This window comes from Roseateles sp. GW821-FHT02E12 (assembly GCF_059421665.1).
In genome coordinates this window covers 191121-211289 of sequence record NZ_JBWKVK010000002.1, presented here as the reverse complement: position 1 = coordinate 211289, position 20169 = coordinate 191121, and the positions used below count along the sequence as shown (strand labels likewise).

Annotated in this window: 17 protein-coding genes; 4 read left to right on the top strand and 13 right to left on the bottom strand. The window is 69.5% G+C overall.

Annotation, left to right across the window (positions count from 1 at the left end; all coding sequences use genetic code 11):
- The first annotated feature begins 141 nt into the window (after nt 1–141).
- Complete coding sequence (gene gpmA / locus AC07V5_RS11695; protein ID WP_495115849.1) at nt 142–885, top strand: 2,3-diphosphoglycerate-dependent phosphoglycerate mutase; 744 nt, start codon at nt 142–144, stop codon at nt 883–885.
- Here the strand turns inward: gpmA and AC07V5_RS11690 are convergent.
- Entirely contained in the window at nt 870–1832 is a 963-nt protein-coding gene (locus AC07V5_RS11690) for a glycosyltransferase family 9 protein (protein WP_495115848.1), read from the bottom strand. The two genes, gpmA and AC07V5_RS11690, sit on opposite strands and share 16 nt — an antisense overlap.
- 51 nt (nt 1833–1883) lie before the next feature.
- Here AC07V5_RS11690 and AC07V5_RS11685 point away from each other — a divergent pair, with 51 nt between their 5' ends.
- On the top strand, nt 1884–2498 hold the full coding sequence (locus AC07V5_RS11685; protein WP_495115847.1) for a DUF4254 domain-containing protein: 615 nt from the start codon (nt 1884–1886) through the stop codon (nt 2496–2498).
- Complete coding sequence (locus AC07V5_RS11680) at nt 2495–3268, top strand: hydroxypyruvate isomerase family protein (protein ID WP_495115846.1); 774 nt, start codon at nt 2495–2497, stop codon at nt 3266–3268. Before AC07V5_RS11685 ends, AC07V5_RS11680 begins: the two co-directional genes overlap by 4 nt.
- Here the strand turns inward: AC07V5_RS11680 and AC07V5_RS11675 are convergent.
- From AC07V5_RS11675 to AC07V5_RS11650, 6 genes are read right to left on the bottom strand one after another with little or no spacing between them, the layout of a single operon-like run.
- A complete protein-coding gene (locus tag AC07V5_RS11675; RefSeq protein ID WP_495115845.1) occupies nt 3252–3971 on the bottom strand; it encodes a lysophospholipid acyltransferase family protein in 720 nt (239 codons plus the stop codon). The genes AC07V5_RS11680 and AC07V5_RS11675 overlap by 17 nt on opposite strands.
- On the bottom strand, nt 3968–5272 hold the full coding sequence (locus tag AC07V5_RS11670; RefSeq protein WP_495115844.1) for a dihydroorotase: 1305 nt from the start codon (nt 5270–5272) through the stop codon (nt 3968–3970). Before AC07V5_RS11670 ends, AC07V5_RS11675 begins: the two co-directional genes overlap by 4 nt.
- The gene (locus AC07V5_RS11665) at nt 5269–6231 is read right to left on the bottom strand and encodes an aspartate carbamoyltransferase catalytic subunit (protein WP_495115843.1); all 963 of its coding nucleotides are present in this window, start codon (nt 6229–6231) and stop codon (nt 5269–5271) included. The genes AC07V5_RS11670 and AC07V5_RS11665 overlap by 4 nt, the downstream gene beginning before the upstream one ends.
- Complete coding sequence (gene pyrR / locus AC07V5_RS11660; protein ID WP_495115842.1) at nt 6231–6719, bottom strand: bifunctional pyr operon transcriptional regulator/uracil phosphoribosyltransferase PyrR; 489 nt, start codon at nt 6717–6719, stop codon at nt 6231–6233. The genes AC07V5_RS11665 and pyrR overlap by 1 nt, the downstream gene beginning before the upstream one ends.
- Nucleotides 6716–7114: a Holliday junction resolvase RuvX gene (gene ruvX, locus AC07V5_RS11655; RefSeq protein WP_495115841.1), complete on the bottom strand. Its 399-nt coding sequence runs from the start codon at nt 7112–7114 to the stop codon at nt 6716–6718. Before ruvX ends, pyrR begins: the two co-directional genes overlap by 4 nt.
- Nucleotides 7114–7692, bottom strand: a complete 579-nt coding sequence (locus AC07V5_RS11650; RefSeq protein WP_495115840.1) for a YqgE/AlgH family protein — start codon at nt 7690–7692, stop codon at nt 7114–7116. The genes ruvX and AC07V5_RS11650 overlap by 1 nt, the downstream gene beginning before the upstream one ends.
- Nucleotides 7693–7715: 23 nt before the next feature.
- Between AC07V5_RS11650 and AC07V5_RS11645 the strand changes: the two genes are divergently transcribed.
- Nucleotides 7716–9149, top strand: coding sequence for a cryptochrome/photolyase family protein (locus AC07V5_RS11645; protein ID WP_495115839.1), 1434 nt, complete (start codon nt 7716–7718; stop codon nt 9147–9149).
- Here the strand turns inward: AC07V5_RS11645 and AC07V5_RS11640 are convergent.
- The 6 genes from AC07V5_RS11640 to AC07V5_RS11615 form a co-directional block, all read right to left on the bottom strand.
- On the bottom strand, nt 9130–9918 hold the full coding sequence (locus AC07V5_RS11640; RefSeq protein ID WP_495115838.1) for a hypothetical protein: 789 nt from the start codon (nt 9916–9918) through the stop codon (nt 9130–9132). The two genes, AC07V5_RS11645 and AC07V5_RS11640, sit on opposite strands and share 20 nt — an antisense overlap.
- A 38-nt stretch (nt 9919–9956) precedes the next feature.
- Nucleotides 9957–10796 (bottom strand): response regulator, encoded by an 840-nt coding sequence (locus AC07V5_RS11635; protein WP_495115837.1) that lies wholly within the window; start codon nt 10794–10796, stop codon nt 9957–9959.
- Nucleotides 10797–10910: 114 nt separating this feature from the next.
- Complete coding sequence (locus tag AC07V5_RS11630) at nt 10911–11546, bottom strand: response regulator (protein WP_495115836.1); 636 nt, start codon at nt 11544–11546, stop codon at nt 10911–10913.
- Nucleotides 11543–12922: a CHASE3 domain-containing protein gene (locus AC07V5_RS11625; protein WP_495115835.1), complete on the bottom strand. Its 1380-nt coding sequence runs from the start codon at nt 12920–12922 to the stop codon at nt 11543–11545. The genes AC07V5_RS11630 and AC07V5_RS11625 overlap by 4 nt, the downstream gene beginning before the upstream one ends.
- Before the next feature lie 239 nt (nt 12923–13161).
- Nucleotides 13162–14199, bottom strand: a complete 1038-nt coding sequence (locus AC07V5_RS11620; protein ID WP_495115834.1) for a GGDEF domain-containing protein — start codon at nt 14197–14199, stop codon at nt 13162–13164.
- Nucleotides 14200–14207: 8 nt separating this feature from the next.
- Complete coding sequence (locus AC07V5_RS11615; RefSeq protein ID WP_495115833.1) at nt 14208–20162, bottom strand: hybrid sensor histidine kinase/response regulator; 5955 nt, start codon at nt 20160–20162, stop codon at nt 14208–14210.
- Nucleotides 20163–20169: the final 7 nt, after the last annotated feature.

Sequence of the window (20169 nt, the reverse complement as noted above, 5' to 3'; positions counted from 1 at the left end):
CACCAGCGCGGCGACGATCAGGCCTAGATTCAAAGGCTGAAGAAAGAAGTCCAAGCAACCATCCCGTGTAATTCAACGAAGCCGGTGATTATCGCTGGGTCCGATAATCCGCCGCCTTCCACCACCTGTGCGCCCTGCCCCATGTACAAGCTCGTCCTCATCCGCCACGGCGAATCGACCTGGAACCTGGAAAACCGCTTCACCGGCTGGACCGACGTGGACCTCACGCCCACCGGCGTCGAGCAGGCCAAGACGGCGGGCCGGCTGCTGAAGGAAGCGGGTTACGACTTCGACATCGCCTACACCTCGGTCTTGAAGCGCGCCGTCTGGACGCTGTGGCACTGCCTGGACCAGATGGACCGCACCTGGCTGCCGGTGCGCCACGCCTGGCGCCTGAACGAGCGCCACTACGGCGGCCTGCAAGGGCTGAACAAGGCCGAGACGGCCAAGCAGTACGGCGACGAGCAGGTGCTGGTCTGGCGCCGCAGCTACGACACGCCGCCGCCCGCGCTGGAAGCGACCGACCCCCGCAGCGAACGCGGCGACCGCCGCTACCGTGGCCTGGACGAGAGCGACATCCCGCTGACCGAGTGCCTGAAGGACACGGTCGCCCGCGTGCTGCCGTTCTGGAACGAGACCGTGGCGCCCGCCATCAAGGGCGGTGAGCGCGTGCTGATCGCCGCGCACGGCAACAGCATCCGCGCGCTGGTGAAGTACCTCGACGGCATCGCCGACGACGCCATCGTCGGCGTCAACATCCCCAACGGCATCCCGCTGGTCTATGAGCTGGACGCCGACCTGAAGCCGATCAAGAGCTACTACCTGGGCGACGCCGAAGCTGCAGCCAAAGCCGCGGCGGCGGTAGCGAATCAGGGCAAGGCCTGATCGACCGCTGAGATGACCTCGTCGACGCCGACCCAGCCGGGTTGGCGTCGCATCAGCGTCACCGTCGAGCCCCAGGGCGCCCACCGGGCTGGGTCCACCGGCCCCCAGATGCTCAACAGCCGCGCGCCCACGCCCGCGGCCATGTGGGCCGGGCCGGTGTCGTTGGCGACGACGACACCCGCCAGCTGCAGCAGCGCGTTGTAGACACCCAAGCCCACGCCGTCCAGGCGTATCGCGTCCGGGTAGAGGTCTTTCGCACCCTCCACCTCGGCCGGCCCCGGCACGATGACGACCGGGCGGCCCGCCGCGTGCACCCGCCGCACGAAGTCCGGGAAAGCCGGCCAGCTGCGGTCCAGGAACTCCACGCGCCCGTTCGCGAACGGGCAGATCAGCACGCAGCGCTCCGGCTCCACGCCATGCGCGGCCAGCAGCGCCCGTGCCTGCTCGCGCTGGGCCTCGCTCACCTGCATGCCGATGTCCGTCGGCGGCTCGGCCTGGATGCCCAGGAAATCGCAGGCCAGCTCCCAGTACTCCACCAGCGTGTGCCGCCCCTCGCGGCGCGGGTGGCCGCGCCGCAGCAGCCAGGTGCGGCCATCGCCCGCGTGGCCTTCGGGCTTGAGGCCCGCAAAGCGCGCGTCCAGGGCGGCGGAGAAAGCGTAGGGGAACAACAGCGTGTTGGAGCGCCGGTTGAAGCCCGGGTCCTGCGCGGCCAGTTGGCGCCTCAGCACACGCAACTGCCCGATGCGGTCATGCAGGCCGGCGGGCCGCACGTGCACCGGCCAACCCTCGGCCTCCAGCAGCCCGCGCGCCCAGCCCTTGCCGACCAGCTCCAGCCGATAGCCGTGGCTTTCCAGCAACCGAAGTGCGGGAATGCTCAGCACGGTGTCGCCCACGAAGTTGCGCAGGCGCACGATCAACGGTCTTGTCAGCGGTTGCGCTTCTATCATCGGCAGATCTTCCAAGTGGCGCGGGATTCTCCACCCCCTTTCATGACCTCAATGCCCTCATCTGCCGAAGTCATCGCCGCTCACGACCAGGCTCTCGCGTCCGCGCCCGTGGCGGCCGACGCGACCGACCTGCCGGGCTGCATCGCCGCCAACCACTTCCACAATCGCAGCCTGTGGGCCCAGGAAGACCTGGCCCGCCGTACCCAGGCGCCCGACGCCGAGATCGTCGCCAACAAACGCGCCATCGACCGCCACAACCAGGCTCGCAACGACGCCATCGAACGCATCGACGAGTTCCTGCTGTCGGCGCTGGGCCTCGTCGACCCGGCCACCATCGGCACCGCCCTGCCCCGCTCCACCGTCGCGCCCGGCGCGCGGCTCAACAGCGAGACAGCCGGCTCCATGCTGGACCGCATCTCCATCCTCGGCCTGAAGATCGCCGCGATGCGCGAGCAGACGCTGCGCCAGGACGTCGACGACGCGCATCGCCAGGCCTGCACCGAGCGGCTGGAGCGCCTGACCCAGCAGCGCGCCGACCTCGGCAGCTGCTACGACGAACTGCTGGCCGACGCCCGCGCCGGCCGGGCCTACTTCAAGGTCTACCGCCAGTTCAAGATGTACAACGACCCGCGGCTGAACCCGGCGCTGGTGGCCGAGTCCAAGTGACTCCAGTGATTCCCCGGCGCTTCGCCGCCAATCTCGACTGGCTTTACACCGAGCACACCTACCTCGACCGCGCCGCAGCCGCCCGCGCCGACGGCTTTGCCGCCGTGGAGCTGCAGCAGCCGCATCTGCACGACGCCACGGCGCTGAGGGCCTCGCTGGCCGGTCTGCGCGTCGTCCTCATCAACGCGCCGGCCGGCGACTGGGCCGCGGGCGAGCGCGGCTTTGCGGCCCTGCCCGGCCGCGAGGCGGACTTCCGCGATGCGACGCTGCGCGGTCTGGACCTGGCCGAGCGCCTGGGCGCGACTCGCGTGCACCTGCTGTCGGGCCTCGCCGATGACACCGCCGACGCCCGCGCCACCTGGCTGGCCAATCTCGGTTGGGCGGCCGGGCAGTCGACGCTGCCGCTTGTCGTCGAACCCATCAACCGCCGCGACATGCCGGGCTATTTCCTGCACCGCCAGGCCCAGGCACTGGAACTGCTGGCGGCCTTGAACTCGCCGCGCGTGCAGCTGCAACTCGACCTGTACCACTGCCGCGTGGCGGAAGACGAAGGCGAGTCATTGACGCATCTGGCACGAGCGCTTGATCTCGGCCGACTGGGCCATGTACAAGTGGCCGGCGTCGCGGGGAGGCGCGAGCCCGAGGCCGATGAGTTCGCGGCGGAACTGACCCTGCTGGAAGAGCGCGGCTGGCCCGGCGCCGTCGGCCTGGAGTACCGCCCCCGGGGCGACACCTCGGCCGGGTTGGCCTGGATCAGAGCCGCGCGCTGATCACGCCGCGCAGCGTCTCGCCCAGCGCGCGGCGGTCCTGTCCTTCGGCCATCACGCTCGGCAGGATTTGCACGGCAATGCCGAGGCCACGTGCCGACGCGATACACCACAGGCTCTGCACCAGCGTCATGTCGCCGATGAAGCGGGCCGACGAGCTGTAGCGCTCGCCCGGCTCGTGCCAGCGCAGCACGACGGGCAGCACCGGCGCACCGGTGGAGACGGCCGCCTGCAGCAGGTTGGCATGGAAGGGCAGCAGTTGCGGGCCAGCGCCGGTCGTGCCCTCGGGGAAGACGGCCACGCAGTCGCCCGCCTGCAACGCAGCCGCGGCCTGGTGCACCACGCGCAGCGCGTCGCGCTTGCTGGTGCGTTCGATGAACAGCGTGCCGGCGCCTTCGACGAGGGCGCCCACCAGCGGCCAGTGCTTCACGTCGGCTTTGGAGACGAAGCGCGCCTGCGGCAGCACCGCGTGCACGGCCGCGATGTCCAGCCACGAGACATGGTTGGCCACCAGCAGATGACCGTCGGCCAAGGCCATGCCCTCGGTCTTCAGCTCGATGCCGAGGATGCGCAGCGTCTTGACCGACCACCACTGGATGAGCTGATGCCGCTCCGTCGCCGTCAACAATTCGAAGCGGCGCCTGACGATCCACAGGCCGTGCAGCACATGCGGCACGAGACGCAGCAGGCGCCAGATGGCTGTCATTCGGCCTCGTAGGCGATGTGCCCGGCCACCAGCGTGCAGCGCACCCGCGCCGGCAACTCGAAACCACTGCGTGAGAACTCGAAGGGCGTGTGCTTGCCCTGGCTGGCCAGCATCTCGGGCGTGACGGCCCAGCTCGCGCCGGCATCGAAGACGCAGACATCCGCCACGCCACCTTCAACGAGGCGGCCGGCGCTGGCGGACAGCGAGCCTAAAGCGCTGCCCAGCACACGCACCGGCTCGGCGGTCACGACAGCCAGCGCGCGCTGCAGCGGCAGGCCGGAATCGGTCGCCCAGCGCATGGCCAGGCTGAGCAGCAGCTCAAGCCCCGTCGCGCCCGGCGTGGCCTCGGCGAAGGGCACGGCCTTCTCGTCGACGGTGACGGGCATGTGGTCGGACACCAGTGCGTCCAGCGTGCCATCGGCCAGACCGGCGCGCAGCGCGTCGCGGTCACGACCCTGGCGCAGCGGCGGCGTCAGGCGCATGGCGGAGTCGAAGTAGCCGATGTCGACATCGCTGAGATGCAGCGAATTGATGGAGACGTCGGCCGTGACCGGCAGCCCTTCGCGCTTGGCCGCGCGCACCAGCTCGACGCCGGCGGCGCTGGAGATGCGGCAGAGGTGGACGCGGGCGCCGGTGGCGCGCACCAGCTCGAAGATGGTGTGCAGGGCCACCGTCTCGGCGCTGACCGGCACGCCGGACAGGCCCAGCCGCGTGGCGACCGCGCCGCTGGCAGCCACGCCGCCGCCCAGCCAGGCGTCCAGCGGGCGCAGCCAGACCGTGTAGCCATAGGTGGCCGCGTACTGCAGCGCACGGTGCAGCACCAGGGTGTCGCGGATGGGCTCCTCGGCCTGGGCAAAGCCGATACAGCCGGCCTCGGTCAGCTCGGCCATCTCGGTCAGGGCCTTGCCTTCGAGGTTGCGGGTCAGCGCGCCCAGCGGGAAAAGGCGGCAGCGGCTGAGCTTGCGGGCGCGGAACTTCAGCATCTCAACGAGGCCGGGCTCGTCGAGCACGGGGTCGGTGTCGGGCGGGCAGACCAGGCTGGTCACGCCGCCGGCCGCGGCAGCGGCCAGCTCGCTCTCCAGCAGGCCCTCGTGCTCGTGGCCGGGTTCGCGCAGGCGCGCGCAGAGGTCGACGAGGCCGGGCGCGACGACGAGGCCTGCCGCGTCGATCGTGCGGTCTGCGGTGAATTCGCCAGCCTCGCCCAGCTTCACGATGCGGCCGTTGGCCACGGCCAGGTCGCCAACACGGTCCAGGCCCGAGGCGGGGTCGATGAGGCGGCCGTTCTTGATGAGGATCTTCATGCTTCGTTCCCTGCGAGGATGGCCATGACAGCCATTCGGACAGCGATGCCGAATGTCACTTGAGGAAGGATGACGCTGCTCTTGCCGTCGGCCACCTCGGACGCGATTTCCACACCGCGGTTGATGGGCCCCGGGTGCATGACGATGGCGTCGGGCTTGGCCAGGGCCAGCTTCTCCGGCGTCAGGCCGAAGTGCTTGAAGAACTCGCCGCTGCTGGGCAGCATGCCGCCGTTCATGCGCTCGTTCTGCAGGCGCAGCATGATGACGACGTCGGCGTCCTTCACGCCCTCGGCCATGTCGTGGCAGACGCGCACGCCCATGTCGCGCAGGTCGCCCGGCACCAGCGTCTTGGGTCCGACGGCGCGGATCTCGGGCACGCCCAGGATGTTCAGCGCGTGGATGTCGGACCGGGCCACGCGCGAGTGGACGATGTCGCCGACGATGGCCACCGTCAGGTTGCGGAAGTCCTGCTTGAAGTGCCGGATCGTGTACATGTCGAGCAGGCCTTGCGTCGGGTGCGCGTGGCGGCCGTCGCCGGCGTTCACCACGTGCACGTGAGGCGCGCAGTGCTGGGCGATCAGGTGGGGCGCGCCGCTCTCGCTGTGGCGCACGACGAACATGTCGGCGTGCATGGCGCTGAGGTTGGCCACCGTGTCCAGCAGCGTCTCGCCCTTGGCCGTGGAGCTGCGGGCGATGTCGAGGTTGATGACGTCGGCGCTCAGGCGCTTGGCGGCGATCTCGAAAGTGGTGCGGGTGCGGGTGCTGTTCTCGAAGAACAGGTTGAACACCGACTTGCCGCGCAGCAGCGGCACCTTCTTGACCTCGCGGTCGTTGACGGACAGGAAGCTGCCGGCCGTGTCCAGGATCTGCTCGATGACTGCGCGCGGCAGGCCTTCGACGGACAGCAGGTGGATGAGCTCGCCGTGCTTGTTGAGTTGAGGGTTTCGTTTGCTGAGCATCACTTCACCTCGAACGTGAATCGTCGGTCGTCGCCACGAGCGAGGCGCAAGCTCTGGTCCGGGCACAGCGTCACGCGGGCGGCGGAGAACGCCGGCTCGATGGGCAACTGCCGCCCGCCGCGGTCCACCAGCACGGCGAGCTGCACGCTCGCCGGGCGGCCGAAGTCGAACAGCTCGTTGAGCACGGCCCGCGTCGTGCGGCCGGTGTAGAGCACGTCGTCGATCAGCAGGATGTCGCGGCCGTTGACGTCGAAGGGCAGCGAGGTGTGGTCGGCCTTGGCGAGGCCGCGGGAGCCGAAGTCGTCGCGGTGCAGCACGCTGGAAATGGTGCCGGCGTCGGCCAGGCCCAGGTCAACGGCCAGCCGCTCGGCCAGCCAGGCGCCGCCGCTCCAGATGCCAACGAGGGCGGTGTCGGCGGTCAGCAGTCGCTGCACGCCACGCTTGAGCTCGAGGTACAGGGCCTCGGCATCCAACTTGAGGTCGCTCATGGGTGTTCTCGAAAAAACTGTTCCAGGATCAGTGCGGCGGCGGCGGCATCTACATCGTGCGCGCCTTCGGCTTCAGCTTCGACGCTGGTGTAGCGCTCGTCCACCTCGAAGACCGGCAGGTGGTAGCGCCCGGAAAGCCGTCGGCCGAAATTTTGTGCCTTCGCCGTCATCTCGTGCGGCGCACCGTCGGGGTAGCGCGGCACGCCGATGACGAGGGCGTCGGGCTGCCAGGTCTTGATGAGGGCGGCGATCGCGTCGAAGTCGCCGCTCTTGACCGTCGCACGCGGCTCGGCGGCGCCCAGCAGGCGCGTGCCAGAGGCCACGCCAATGCGGCGGGTGCCGAAATCAAAAGCAAGAAAAGACTGAAGCGAGGAAGGCGCCATCACGGCTGCCATCACGCGTGGCCCGCGTCCGAGCTGAGCATGCGCGGATCCACGCCCAGCAGCGCCAGCGCGCGCTCGTAGCGCTGCTCCACCGGCGTGTCGAAGATGATCTCGGGCGTCGCATCCACCGTCAGCCAGCCGTTGCGGCCAATCTCTTCTTCGAGCTGACCCGCGGCCCAGCCGCTGTAGCCGAGCGTGACGAGGATCTTCCGGGGGCCGGCGCCGTTGGACAGGGCCTCCAGCACGTCGCGGCTGGTGGTCATCTCCAGGCCGCCGGGCACGGCCAGCGTCGCGTTGTAGTGGCCACCCTCCTCGTCCAGCGGCTCGTGCAGCACGAAACCGCGGTCGGTCTGCACCGGGCCACCGTAGAAAACCGGCGTGTCGGCCAGCGGGTCGGCGGGGGGGCTCAGCTCGACTTTCTCGAACAGATTGCCCAGCGTCAGCGAGATGGGTTTGTTGATGACGAGGCCCAGGGCGCCGTTGTCGTTGTGCTCGCAGAGGTAGACCACCGTGCCTGCGAAGGCCTCGTCGGCCATGCCGGGCATGGCGATGAGGAACTGGTTGGTCAGGACGATCCGGTCGGCGGGCATGGAAGCATTTTATTCTGTGCCCCATGACCACCCACATTGACCGCGCCTTGGTCTGGTTCCGCCGCGATTTGCGTGTTGATGACCAGGCCGCTCTCTATCAGGCATTGAAGAGCGCGGACGAGGTCTTTTGCGTCTTCGTCCTGGACCGCGACATCCTGGACCCGTTGCCTCGCGCGGACCGGCGCGTCGAGTTCATCCTGGGTGCGCTGACGGTGCTGGACGAGGACTTGCGCAAGCTCGGCGGCGTGCTCATCGTGCGGCACGGCTTTGCCGCGGACGAGATCCCGCGCCTGGCCGCAGAGCTCGGCGTGCAGGCCGTCTTCATCAACCACGACGACGAACCGCAGGCGCTGATGCGCGACGCACAGGTGGCCGACCTGCTGAAGCCCTTCAACGCCGAGCTGCGCACCTTCAAGGACCACGTCATCTTCGAGCGCCGCGAGGTGATGACGGCCGCCGGCGGGCCGTACGGCGTGTTCACGCCCTACAAGAACGCCTGGCTGCGCAAGGTGGACGAGTTCTACCTGAGCAGCTACCCCGTGGAGCGCCATGCCCAGGCACTCGCAAAAAGCCAACGGGCCACCGGTGTTCCCACGCTGGAAGACATCGGCTTCAAGCCCGCCGGGCTGACCGCGCACGTCGGCCAGGGCAGCCGCGGCGCCGAGGCGCTGCTGGACGATTTCCTGGACCGCATCGACGAGTACGACAAGAAGCGCGACTTCCCGGCCGTCAAGGGGCCGAGCTATCTGAGCGTGCATCTGCGCTTCGGCACGGTGTCGATCCGGCGCCTGGCGCGCATCGCCCACCAGCTGATGCAGGGCGGCGACCATGGCGCCGAGATCTGGCTGTCGGAGCTGATCTGGCGCGATTTCTATCACCAGGTCATGCACCACCACCCTCACGCCATGACGTCGGCCTACAAGCCCGAGTACGACGCCATCCGCTGGGAGACCGGCGGGGAAGCCGACGCGCTGTTTGCCGCCTGGTGTGAGGGCCGCACCGGCTACCCGCTGGTGGACGCCGCGATGCGCCAGCTCAACCAGACCGGCTATATGCACAACCGCCTGCGCATGGTGGTGGCCAGCTTCCTGACCAAGGACTTGGGGCTCGACTGGCGCGGTGGCGAGGCCTACTTTGCCCAGCTGCTGCTGGACTTCGACCTCGCGGCCAACAACGGCGGCTGGCAGTGGGCCAGCAGCAGCGGCTGTGATGCCCAGCCCTATTTCCGCATCTTCAACCCGACCAGCCAGAGCGAGAAGTTCGACGCCGAGGGGCGCTTCATCCGCCGCTACTGCCCGGAGCTGGCCGAGCTGTCGCCCAAGGCCATCCACGCGCCGTGGGAGCGCGCGCCGCTGGAGATGCAGGGCAGCTCCTACCCGCGCCCCGTCGTCGACCACGCCGTGGCACGCGAACGCACGCTGGCCCGCTACGCCGTCGTCAAGGCCCGCGCGCCCTGAGTTCCTCGGGTCGGTAGGCCGGCGTGTCGCGCAACTTCACGACCTGCTCGCGCCACGCCGGCACGCGCTCGCGCGTGCCCTCGGGCAGGCGGCGGCCGACGGCCAGGTAGAGATCGGTGCTGATCAACGGCAGGGGCAGCGCCTCGATGGTGGGCTGGGTGGCCGCCACGGCCAGGAATTCCTCGCGGCTCATCGCGGCCAGATCGATGCGCTTGGCGAGCAGCTTGTTCAGCAGCTGCTCGTTGGCCGAGGCCTTATCGTCCAGCACGACGCCCAGGCCCTGCAGTTTTTCGGCCAGCGTCGTCACGCCGCGCCGCACGCCGACGACGATGCCGGGCGGGCTCAGGCGCTGGCCGTCCCAGTCGGTGGTCTCGCCGCGCCGGCGCAACAGCAGGAACTGGATGCGGCCGATGCGGGCCGCACTGTCGAGCTGGCCCTGGGCGCCAAGCGGGAATTCCAACTGCTCCAGATAGGCGGGAATGGCCGGCAGCGGCATCGCGTCGGCCTCACCGCTGGCCAATGCCAGGCGGCAGCGCGCGCTGGGCAGGCGCAGCACCGACACGGCCAGGCCGGCCTGGCGCCCGGCATCCACCAACAGCCGGTCGAACACGCCCGGCTTCTGGGCGTCCCGATAGAAGTAGGGCGGCGCGTCGATGTCCGGCAGGCAGACCTTGACCGGCACGGGTTGGGCCTGGGTCGGCTGCGCCAGCATGCCGATGGCGCCGATCAAGCAGGCCGCGAACCGACGCAAGCTGTTGCCGATTTTCATGAGGATCATCGTCCCACGGCGAGACGCACGCAGGTGGCTCAAAGCGCGCCGAAGGCCGTCGCCTGGGCCAGCGTCAGCAGCCCGCGTGGCGAAACCGCGTCGGCAGGGAAAAGCGCCATGCCGAGCTCGATGCCCAGGGTGTAGTCGCGGCCCGCCACGTGAAAGGGCTCGCTCATCAGCGTGACCAGGCTGCGGGCATGGGCGGCCGCCTGCTCGGCCTGGTCCAGTCGCGTCTGCACGACGGCGAACTGGTCCGCCGAACTGCGAGCGACGATGTCCGACTCGGCGCTGGCCTCTTTCAGCCGCAGCGCCACCTGGCGGGCCAGCGCGTTCGCGATGTCGGCGGGCAGATCGGTCAGGCCGGCCAGGCGCAGCACGTAGACGGCCAGGTCGACGCCGTCACGCGTCGCGCAGCGCGAGACCTGGTCCAGGCGCTCGTGCAACGCCGCTTCGTTGAAGAGGCCCGTCAAGCCGTCGCGCAGTTGCACGGCGGGCTTGTCGTCCAGCGTCGCCGGGCGGGTGGCCGCGAACTCGACGAGGTCGTCGAACAGCGTCTCCAGGCCACTGGCCTTGTCGTAGAAGGCATCGGCACCAGCGTCCAGGCAGGCGCGGCGGTAGGCGTCCACATCCTGGGCCGTCAGCACGGCGATGCGGCCGGCGAAGCCCGCGCGGCGCAGCTGGGCGACGAGGCCCAGGCCCGAGCCGTTGGCCAGCGACAGGTCCAGCAGCACGACATCCGGCTTGGTCCATTGGATCAGCGCCAGGGCCTGGCGCTCGCCGGCGGCCTCGCCGACGACACGCATGCCGGGCATCGCATCCAGGCGGCGCACCAGCAGGCGGCGGATGGAGGCAGAGTCTTCGACGATGAATATGTTCATGGCCGCCATCGTCGGCCGGATGGCTTCTGGCCGGCAGCGGGCGATGACGGCAGCACGGCAGCGGGATCTCCGCGACCTCGTGTAGGCAAATTGCCTACACGTCGGCATCAGGCATCAAGCCTCGGTCAAGCCGTGCTGGACGCAGTACTTCGTCAGCTCGGTGTTGTTGGCCCAGCCAGCCTTCTCCAGGATGCGGGCGCGATAGCTGCCAATGGTCTTGACCGACAGGTGCATGGCCTCGGCAATCTGCGCCGGCGTCTGGCCGGCAGCGATCAGCAGCATGACGCGGTGCTCCTGCGTCGACAGCTGCTCGTGCGGCAGCGCATCCGGCGCCTTGCCGCTGAGCAGCCCGAGCAGATGGTCGGCCATGGAGGCGGTGACGTAGCGCCCGCCCTCGGACAGGCGGCGCAGCGCGACGCGCAGCTCTTCAGGCGCGCGGTCCTTGGGCAGATAGCCAGAAGCGCCCATCTGCATCAGCCGCGCCGCATAGGCCGCCTCGGCGTTCAGGCTGAGCACGAGCAGCGGCACGCCGTGCAGCACGCGCAGCAGCCGGCTCGCGCCCTCGGTGCCACGGGCGTCGGGCAGGGAGAGGTCCAGGGTGACGAGGTCCGGCCGCGCGGTGGCAATGCGCGCCAGCGCCTCGGCAATCGTGGGTGCCTCGTCGATGTGGGCGTCGGGCCATTCCTGCATCACGAGCTGGGTGATGCCCATGCGCATCAGCGGGTGGTCGTCGACGATGAGCAGCCTCACAGCCAGGTCTCCTCTTGCGCGGGCGCCGTGGTGGCGGGCATGGGCGAGTTCAGCGGCAGCCAGACGCGCACGCAGGTGCCGCCGCCGGGCGCCGGCCCGAAGTCGAAATGGCCGCCGCTCAATTCCGCTCGTTCGCGCATGTTACGCAGCCCCGAGGCATCAGGCCTGATGCCACCGGGGCCGCGGCCGTCGTCGAGAACCTGGAGCTCATACCCATCCCGATCGTCGGTTGCCGAGATACGCCCCACCACGCGCAGCGTCTGCGCCTGGGCATGTCTGAGCACGTTGGTGCAGGCCTCCTGGATGATGCGGAACAGCGGGCTGGCCTGCTCGGGCGGCAGGGCATCCGCCTCGCTCAGGGCCAGCGCCGTCGTCACGCCGGACTGGCGTTGCAGTGTTCGCAGATAGTGGTCCAGCGCCGCTTCCAGACCCAGCTCGTCGAGCAGCGGCGGGCGCAGCTCGGCGGAAATCTGGCGGGCCGCGCGGATGGCCTCATCGGCCATGCCCTGCAGCTCGTCCACCAGCGGTTCGCTGCGCGGAGCGAGCTTGGCGCGCAGCGACAGGGTCAGCATCTTGATCGCCGTGCCGACCTGGCCGACCTGGTCGTGCACCTCGCGCGCGAGCCGGCGGCGCTCAGCCTCGATGCCACGGTCCATCTCGACGGCAAAGCTGCGGATGCTTGCCAGCGCATGGCTCAACGCCTCGGTGCGCTGGGCCACCTGCTGTTCCAGGCCGGCGTTGGCATCGCGCAGCGCGGCCTCGGCCCGGTCACGCAGGCGGCGCTCCCGCAGCATCAGCGCAAGCGCCACGACCAGCATGACGAGACCGATGCCCGGCAGCAGCCGGGTGAGCTGCGTCGTGCGCCGTTGCACGGCGTGCGTGGCCTCGTCGGCCGCGGCCACTGCGAGCTGCTGGTCGCGGCCGAGCTGCTCGATCTGGAAGCGCAACTCGTCCATGACGCGCTTGCCGTCGACATAGGCGCTGAGATCGTGCACTGCAGCCTCGCCCTGACTGAGGCGGCGGGCAATGGTTGCACGGGTCTGGGTCAGCCGCTCGTCGATGAGCGCGTCCAGTCGCGCCAACGTCAGCGCGTTCCTGCCCTGGCGGGGAATGCGCTCGCGCAGGCTCACACGCACGTCGCCGAGCTCGCCCAGCGCCTCCTCGTAGGGTCGCAAGAATGGCTGCTGGCCCGTGATGATGAAGCCGCGCTGGCCGGTCTCGACGTCCACGAGCAGCGTCAACAGGCGCTGCAGCTCGGTCTGCGTGCGAAGTGCCTGGCTGCGTTCGGCATCGCGCTCCAGCAGCTCCGCCAGGCTCTGGGACGCGCCCACGGCCGTGCCGACAAAAGCCAGGAAGGCCGCGATCAGGAGGCTCAATGGAAGCCAGGAATAGCGCATCTCGAGCTGCAGCGAAGCCACGAACCATGGACTCGCCGCTAGCGCACTTGGCTGCGCCGAGCGATGACAACGGAGAGCCCACACCACCCAAAACATGGGCCTCCCGCCGACATCTCTTGCGCATCGGTCGGGCAACCTGTCGCTAGGCTATGGCCGGGGGCTCCAAAAAGCAAGCCGCGGTCTTGCCGCGCGCGATCGGCGCGTTAGCGCAGCCAGCCTCAGAACAGCTCGACGTCGCTGAGCTGCGTGGCTTCCAGGATCACGCCGCTGGCCACCAGGGCTGCGTAGTTGTGGACCTGGTTACGGCCATGTCCCTTGGCGTGATACACGGCCTTGTCGGCGCGCTCGAAGGCGTCTGCCGGGCCGTCGCCGGCGCGCACTTCGGTGAAGCCGATGCTGACGGTGATGCGGCCCACCTGCGGGAAGGCGTAGCGCTCGGTGTTCAGGCGCAGGCGTTCGAAGGCCTCGCCGGCGTGGATCTCTTCGTCGCAGCGCATCAGCACGACAAACTCCTCACCACCAAAGCGGTAGAGCATGTCGTGGAAGCGGAAGGAGCCGCGCATGAGGCGCGACAGCAGCAACAGCACTTCGTCGCCAATCAAGTGGCCGAAGCGGTCGTTGACGGACTTGAAGTGGTCGATGTCGATGACGCCGAGCACATAGTGCTGGGTAGCCGTCTCGTGGCGGCGGTCCTCGGCCTCGTGGCTGGCATCAGGCCGCCGCGGGATGTCGGAGAGCACCTTCAGGAAGCTCTCGTCGAAGGTCTTGCGGTTGAGCAGCCCGGTCAGCGTGTCACGCTCGGAGTAGTCGAGCAGGCCCTGGAAGTTGTGATAAATCCGCAGCACGCTGCTGACCATGCGCTGCGCCCCGGTGCCCAGGCGTCGCGTCGACAGGATCTCGATGACGCCGATGACGTCGCGATCCGTGGCGATGGGAAAGAGGTACAGCCACTGGCCACCCTGTGCCACCTGGGTCACGCTGCGGGTGCGCATGGCTTCCAGCCGCAGCGGGTGGTCGATCGCCTTCGGCAGCGTCGCGGGCTTGGCCCAGAGCGGGTCGGCCGAAGCGACGGCATCACCTGCGCGCAGGTGAGCACGGGTCAGCCAGCGCTCGTCACCGGGCTCGCCGACGCTGCGATAGATGGCCACCGATTCAGGTTCCAGGAGGTCGCGCAAGGCCATGACGAGCGTGACGTCCATGACGTCCCGGTCACGAAAACCGGTCAGCTCGGCAAGATGGTCGACAACCTGGGACACAGTCTCTCCTAGGCCGCCAGGGCCCGCTGGGTGTACTGCTGGATCAGGCCGAGCAGGTATTCCTCGTCATAGGGCTTGCCGAGGTAGTGGTCCACGCCCAACTGAGCTGCGTAGTCGCGGTGCTTCTGCGCGATGCGCGAGGTGATCATGATGACCGGCAACTTCGCCAGCCGCGAGTCGGCCCGCATGTTGCGCACCAGGTCGAAGCCGTCCATGCGAGGCATCTCGATGTCCGACAGCACGACGGAAGGCAACTCGTCGCCGGAGAGCTTCTCCATCGCATCCAGGCCGTCCTTGGCCAGCATGACGCGCAGGCCGACACGCTCCAGGAAGCGCTGCGTCACGCGGCGCACCGTCAGCGAATCGTCGACGACCAGCACCAGCGGCGCCTGAGACATCGTCTCGGCAACAGGCACGGCCTGCAGCGGCGTCGAAGACTGCGACTGGGCATAGGCCGCCGCGAGGCGGGCCTGGGCGTCGACGCCGTACCAGTCGGCGAGTGCCACGACGTTGTAGATCAGCGCCACCTCGCCCGAGGCCAACAGGCTGATGCCCGCCAGGCCCGGCACGCGGTTGAGCTGGGCGCCCAGGTTCTTGACGACGACTTCCTGATTGCCGATCACTTCGTCGACGTGCAGGGCCAGGGCGCCCTGGGCGCTGCGCACGAGCACGACGTGGGTGTGGCGACCATGGGGGTGGCCGCGGCCGGCGTGGCCGAGCAAGCCGCCCAGCCAGTAGAAGGGCAGCTCGGCGCCGCCATGCTGCAGCTTGCCGGTGGCGTAGGCCGCCTCGACTGCATCGACCGGCACGCGCTGCACCGACTGCATCAGCGCCGCGGGCACGGCGATGATCTGATCGGAGCTCTTCAGCAGCACGACCTGCGTCAGCGCGGTGGTGAGCGGCAGGCGCAGCAGGAAGCTGGTGCCCTGGCCGGCGGCCGATGTGGTTTCGATGGTGCCGCCCAGCGTGCCGACCTCGGCGCGCACGACGTCCATACCGATGCCACGGCCGCTCAGCTCGGTGATCTGGCTGGCCGTCGAGAAGCCCGGCGCGAAGATCAGGCGCTTGAGCTGGGCCTCGTCGGGCTCGGCGTCGGCCGAGATCAGGCCGAGCTGCAGCCCGCGCTCGCGGATGCGTTCGAGATTGAGGCCGGCGCCGTTGTCGGCGAAGTTCAGCAGCACTTCATTGCCATGCTGGCTGACCTCGATGCGCAGGGTGCCCATCGGGTCCTTGCCAGCTGCGGTGCGCGCCTCGGGCGTCTCGATGCCGTGTGCCACGCTGTTGCGCAGCAAGTGCTCGAAGGCGCCGGCGGTACGTTCCAGCACCGAGCGGTCCAGCTCGGTCTGGCCACCGCTGATTTCCAGCTTGACCTGCTTGGCGCTGTCGCGCGCGGCCTGGCGCACGACGCGGTGCATGCGCTCGCCTATGGAGTCGAACTCGACGAGGCGGGTGCGCAGCAGGTCATCCTGCAGTTCACGCGTCAGCCGCGACTGCGCAGCCAATTCGTCTTCGCCGGTCTGGACGTTGCGGCCCAGGGTGCGCTGCAAGGTGGCCACGTCACCGACCGACTCGGTCAGCATGCGGGTCAGTTCCTGGAAGCGGGTATAGCGGTCGAACTCCAGCGGGTCGAACTCGCGGCCGCCCTGCTGTGCTGCCTCTTGCTGGGCGTGCATCTGGGCCTCGGCCTGCAGGTCCAGTTCGCGCAGCTGGGTACGCAGACGCTCCAGGTTGTCGTCCAGGTCGAGCAGCGCGCCCTTCATCTGGACCAGCTCAGACTCCATCCGCGCACGACGGATGCTGACCTCACCGGCCTGCGTGGCCATGCGCTCCAGCAGGCTGCCGCGCACGCGCACCAGCGCCTGCCCGATCGCCAGGTTGTCGCTGCCTGCGGCAACCTCGGCGGTGTCGGTGAAACGACCCCAGTCGATCTCGCGGGCGGGTTCGGCGGGCTTGTCCGCGGCCACAACCGCCGCAGCGGGCTGGGCCGGTGCCTCGACGACCGGCTCTGGCGCGGGTGCCTCGGCCGGCGGCTTGACCGCGGGGGCGGCCTCCGGTGCGGGCGGCGGCGGCGCAACCAGGGTCGGCGCGGCAGGTGCCGGCGCCATCAGGCTGCGGCCAAGTTTCTCGAAGGCAAGCTCCAGCGCATCGCCCTCGTGCTGCAGCGTCTGGACCTGGCCGAAATCGGCACTGCCGGCGCGCAGCAGCGCCTCGATGGCGGACTCCAGGTGGTGAGCCTGCTCGCCCAGGCGCATCGCGCCGGCCAAGCGGGCACCGCCCTTGAAGGTGTGCAGGGCGCGCATGCAGGCGTCGGAACGGCCCAGCTCGGCCGGATGGGCCAGCCAGTCGCGCAGGGCGCCGTGCAGTTGCTGCAGCAGGTCGCGGCCTTCCTCTTCGAAGATCGGATAGAGGTCGGGCTCGATGTTGTCGGGCAGGCCTGGCTCGGGTTCGGGCTCCAGTTCGGCGGCGAGCGTGACGACAGGCTCGGGCTCCGGCTCGGGAGCAGCCACCGGCTCGGCAACTTCCGTCACCGTGGCGTCGATGAAGGCCTCGGGCAGCGCGCCGGCCTCGGTGGCCGGCACATCCAGGTCGCCAACCGCCGTGTCGTGCAGAGACAGCACCGGGGCCTCGTCCAGCGACGCAGCAGCGGTGAAAGACTCTTCCTGCGGCTCGTAGGCATGCAGGCGCTCGATGACGTCGGCGTCATTGGGCTTGAGGAAGCCGGCGGCGAACTGGTGCAGCAAGCGGCGGATGTCGTCAGCGGCGCGCACGAAGAGCTCGGCATCGGCTTCTTCGTATCGCACGGCGCGATGGGCGCGGCCCAGGGCGTGTTCCAGCTCGCGCGCCAGTGCGGACAGATCCTCATAGCCGACCGTCGCGGCATTGCCGGCCAGCGCGTGGGCCTGCACCTCGCAGCTCTGCGGCACGGGCTGGCTCAGCTCGGCCGCCCATTCGGCCAAGCCGACGGAGAGCTTGCGCGACAGCTCATCGGCCTCGTTCAGGAAAATGTTGAAGAGGGCGATGCTGATGCGCAGCGAGCCGATGACCTTGAAGCCTTCGTCGGGGTCGACGGACTCAAGCTCGGGCTCCGGTTCGATCGCAGCAGCCTCGTTGTCGACGACTAGCCTGGGCAGCGCCAGCGTGACTTCCTCGGGTTTGGCCGGCGGTTCGGCCAGGGGCTCGACCGGCAGGTCAATCTCGGTGACCTCGGGTTCGTCCAGGTCCAGGATGACGCCGAAGTTGGCCAGCGTCGGTTCTTCCTGCGGTGCCTCGGGCAGCGGCAGGGGCTCGGTCGGCGCGTGGGCAGCGTCGAAATCAATGGTGGGCTCGTCCAGCAGGGTCGGGTCGAGATCCAGCGTCACCTCGGGAACCGGCAGGCTGGCCTCGGCGACAGGCGCGTCCAGTTCGAGCACGAAGTCGGGCACCAACGGCGGGCGCTCCTCCAACTCGACCGGCATCGCGGCAACCACCGGCTCGGGCTCCGGCTGGGCCAAGGCTTCGGGCCCGCGTTCGATGACCTCGGGCAGGGCCACGTCGTCCAGCGGCAGGTCGATGCCATCGGCCGCGGAAGCTTCCGCCGGCCAGTCCAGCGGCAACGGCTGGCCGTGCAGTCGCAGCGAGTCGGCGCTGCGGCGCACCGGGTCGGGCAGGCTGTGGCCCGGCTCGGTACCGGCAATCTGGTTGCGCCAGTGGGCGAAATAGTCCAAGGCCTCGGCCGTGAAGCCGAGCAGGGCTGCGTCGGCCTGCGGCGTGGCATCGGCCAGGCGCGCGTTGTAGAGCTGCTCGCAGGCCCAGGCGCCTTCGCCGAAGGGGTCCAGACCGACCATGCGGGCGCTGCCCTTGAGCGTGTGGAAGGCGCGGCGCACGATGGTGAGCTGGCCGTGGTCGGTTGGCTGCTCGCGCAACTCGGCCAGCGCAGCACGCGCGTTGCCGATGACCTCGTCGGCCTCTTCCAGGAAGATCTCGCGCATCTCCGGGTCGTCGGCGACGCTGGGCGCGGAGGCGGGCGCGGGCGGCGGCGATGCGACGGCTGCTGCCGGCGCGAGCGCGGGTTGGGACAGGTCGACGTCGGGCAGGCTGAGGTCGGGCAGATCCAGGCTACCGAAGTCGACATGCAGCGGCTGCGTGGCCTCGTGGGAGTACGTCTCCTCGCGCGGCTCGTCACCCAGGTCGACATGGAAGCCACTGGCCTCGAAGTCCGGCAACTCGACGGCGCCTTCGCGGCGGCCCATGACGGCATCCAGGCGGCCGCTGGCCTCGTCGAACTGGAACATGCGCTTGGCCAGCTGCGGCTGCACGCTGAGCATGTCGATCAGGAAACCAAGGGCGCCGAGGTTGTTGGCGAGGCGCTCGAAGACATCGCGCGCGCCGGGGCGGTTGAAGTCGATCTCCGTGTTGGCCAGGCCATCGACCTCGTCACGCATGCGGACGGTGGCCTGGGCCGCTTGATCCAGGCCCAGCACGCTGAGCACGCCGCGCATGGCCTGCAACTGGCCGGGCACGGGGATCAGCAGCGCACGCTGGGACGGGTCGCGGAAGTATTCGTCGCACTGGCGTTCGACTTCGGACAGGCTGGCGCGCAGCTCGTGCACGACGCTGCCCAGGGTCTGGCGGTCGGAAACCCGGCGGTACAGGTCCTCCATCCAGGCTTCCAGCGGCTCTGCGGGCTGGCCATGGGCAACGGCCTCGACGCGGCGCGCAAGGCGGCGCACGCGGTCGGCTTGTTCAGGCTGGTCGAAGGCGGCGTCTTCCAACGCGGCTTCGACGTAGAGCAGGCTGGTGGCGACTTCCATCGCCAGCGCCGGCGGCGGCGTGCTGCGCGAGCGCAGGGTCGCGACAACAGCGCGCTGCAGCGTCTGGGCGAGCACCTCGCCGCTGGGGAAGAGGCGGGTGAGCGATTCGGCAAGGGCGGCGAACTGCTCATCCAGGCTCGCGAGGCGATGCTGGTCGCCCTCGGCGGCGCTGGACCAGCTTTCCTTGGCCGCGAGCACGCGGCGCTTGGCTTGGGCAACCCAGGCCGGATCGATGCGGCCGAGGCCGGCGTCTTCGTAGTCGCCGGCTTGATCGTCGGTCAGGCGGTAGGCCTCGTGCACGGACGTCAGGCGCGGACCGGCACCCCGGGTGATGCGGCACTGGGCGCAGAAGAACAGCAGGTCCTGCGCGAGGCGCTCGGAGGCCTCGCCATGGCCGATGGCCTTGAGTTCATGCAGCAGCTTGGAGGACAGGCGCTTGGTGTAGCCATCGCTGCCCAGCAGCTTGAGCGCCTGACCCTCGAATACGGCGGCGGCCAGCTGCCACACCGTGCGCTCCTGGCCCGCCGGCAATGCGGCGGCCAGGCCGGCGCACAGGCCAGACAGATTGGCTGCGTGCGCGGAGCTGGGCTCGCGCATCTGGCGCAGCAGCGCGGCCTCGAAGGGTGCGCGCACGGCTTCGGGAGAACGCGGCGAAACGCCAGCTTCGGGCGGGATGCTGCGCCAGGCCCAATCGACCTGCCAGAGGTCGGCCGGGTGGATGCGCTCCGCGCTGTTCAGTTGCTGCAGGGCGCGGTAGCTCGGATACAGGGCCAGCGACGACGTCTTGTTGCCTGCCAGCAGGCGGGCAACATAGGCCAGCAGCGCAAAGTCGGCGCGCTCGATGATGTCGACGGTGTTGGTGTCGACTTCCAGCGGGCGCTCGGCCAGGCGCGCAACGGCGGCCTCGGCTGCGCGCAACACGCTGGCGCCCGCAGGCAGGCCGACGAGCGACAGCACGCCGCTGACCTGGTGCAGCTGGGCGGCTGCCTGCTGCAGCGGCAGGCTGGGCTGGGCGTCGCCACCGAAGGCGGCGAGCCGGTTGTCGCCACCCTCGCGAACGAGGCGGCGCAGGGTCTTGTGCACCGACTCCAGGGAGCGGCGCAATTCCTCCTGCACCCAGGCCAATGGGCTGAGGTCGGCCGGGAGTTCGGAGTCTCGCAGGGAGCTGTCCATGCGTGGG

Excerpts from the sequence above, each read along its gene's own strand:
- ruvX (WP_495115841.1), bottom strand. The coding sequence starts at position 7,114 with ATGGCAGCCGTGATGGCGCCTTCCTCGCTTCAGTCTTTTCTTGCTTTT.
- gpmA (WP_495115849.1), top strand. The coding sequence starts at position 142 with ATGTACAAGCTCGTCCTCATCCGCCACGGCGAATCGACCTGGAACCTG.
- AC07V5_RS11615 (WP_495115833.1), bottom strand. The coding sequence starts at position 20,162 with ATGGACAGCTCCCTGCGAGACTCCGAACTCCCGGCCGACCTCAGCCCA.
- AC07V5_RS11665 (WP_495115843.1), bottom strand. The coding sequence starts at position 6,231 with ATGCTCAGCAAACGAAACCCTCAACTCAACAAGCACGGCGAGCTCATC.
- AC07V5_RS11690 (WP_495115848.1), bottom strand. The coding sequence starts at position 1,832 with ATGATAGAAGCGCAACCGCTGACAAGACCGTTGATCGTGCGCCTGCGC.
- pyrR (WP_495115842.1), bottom strand. The coding sequence starts at position 6,719 with ATGAGCGACCTCAAGTTGGATGCCGAGGCCCTGTACCTCGAGCTCAAG.
- AC07V5_RS11685 (WP_495115847.1), top strand. The coding sequence starts at position 1,884 with ATGCCCTCATCTGCCGAAGTCATCGCCGCTCACGACCAGGCTCTCGCG.
- AC07V5_RS11650 (WP_495115840.1), bottom strand. The coding sequence starts at position 7,692 with ATGCCCGCCGACCGGATCGTCCTGACCAACCAGTTCCTCATCGCCATG.
- AC07V5_RS11670 (WP_495115844.1), bottom strand. The coding sequence starts at position 5,272 with ATGAAGATCCTCATCAAGAACGGCCGCCTCATCGACCCCGCCTCGGGC.
- AC07V5_RS11635 (WP_495115837.1), bottom strand. The coding sequence starts at position 10,796 with ATGAACATATTCATCGTCGAAGACTCTGCCTCCATCCGCCGCCTGCTG.
- AC07V5_RS11645 (WP_495115839.1), top strand. The coding sequence starts at position 7,716 with ATGACCACCCACATTGACCGCGCCTTGGTCTGGTTCCGCCGCGATTTG.
- AC07V5_RS11675 (WP_495115845.1), bottom strand. The coding sequence starts at position 3,971 with ATGACAGCCATCTGGCGCCTGCTGCGTCTCGTGCCGCATGTGCTGCAC.
- AC07V5_RS11640 (WP_495115838.1), bottom strand. The coding sequence starts at position 9,918 with ATGAAAATCGGCAACAGCTTGCGTCGGTTCGCGGCCTGCTTGATCGGC.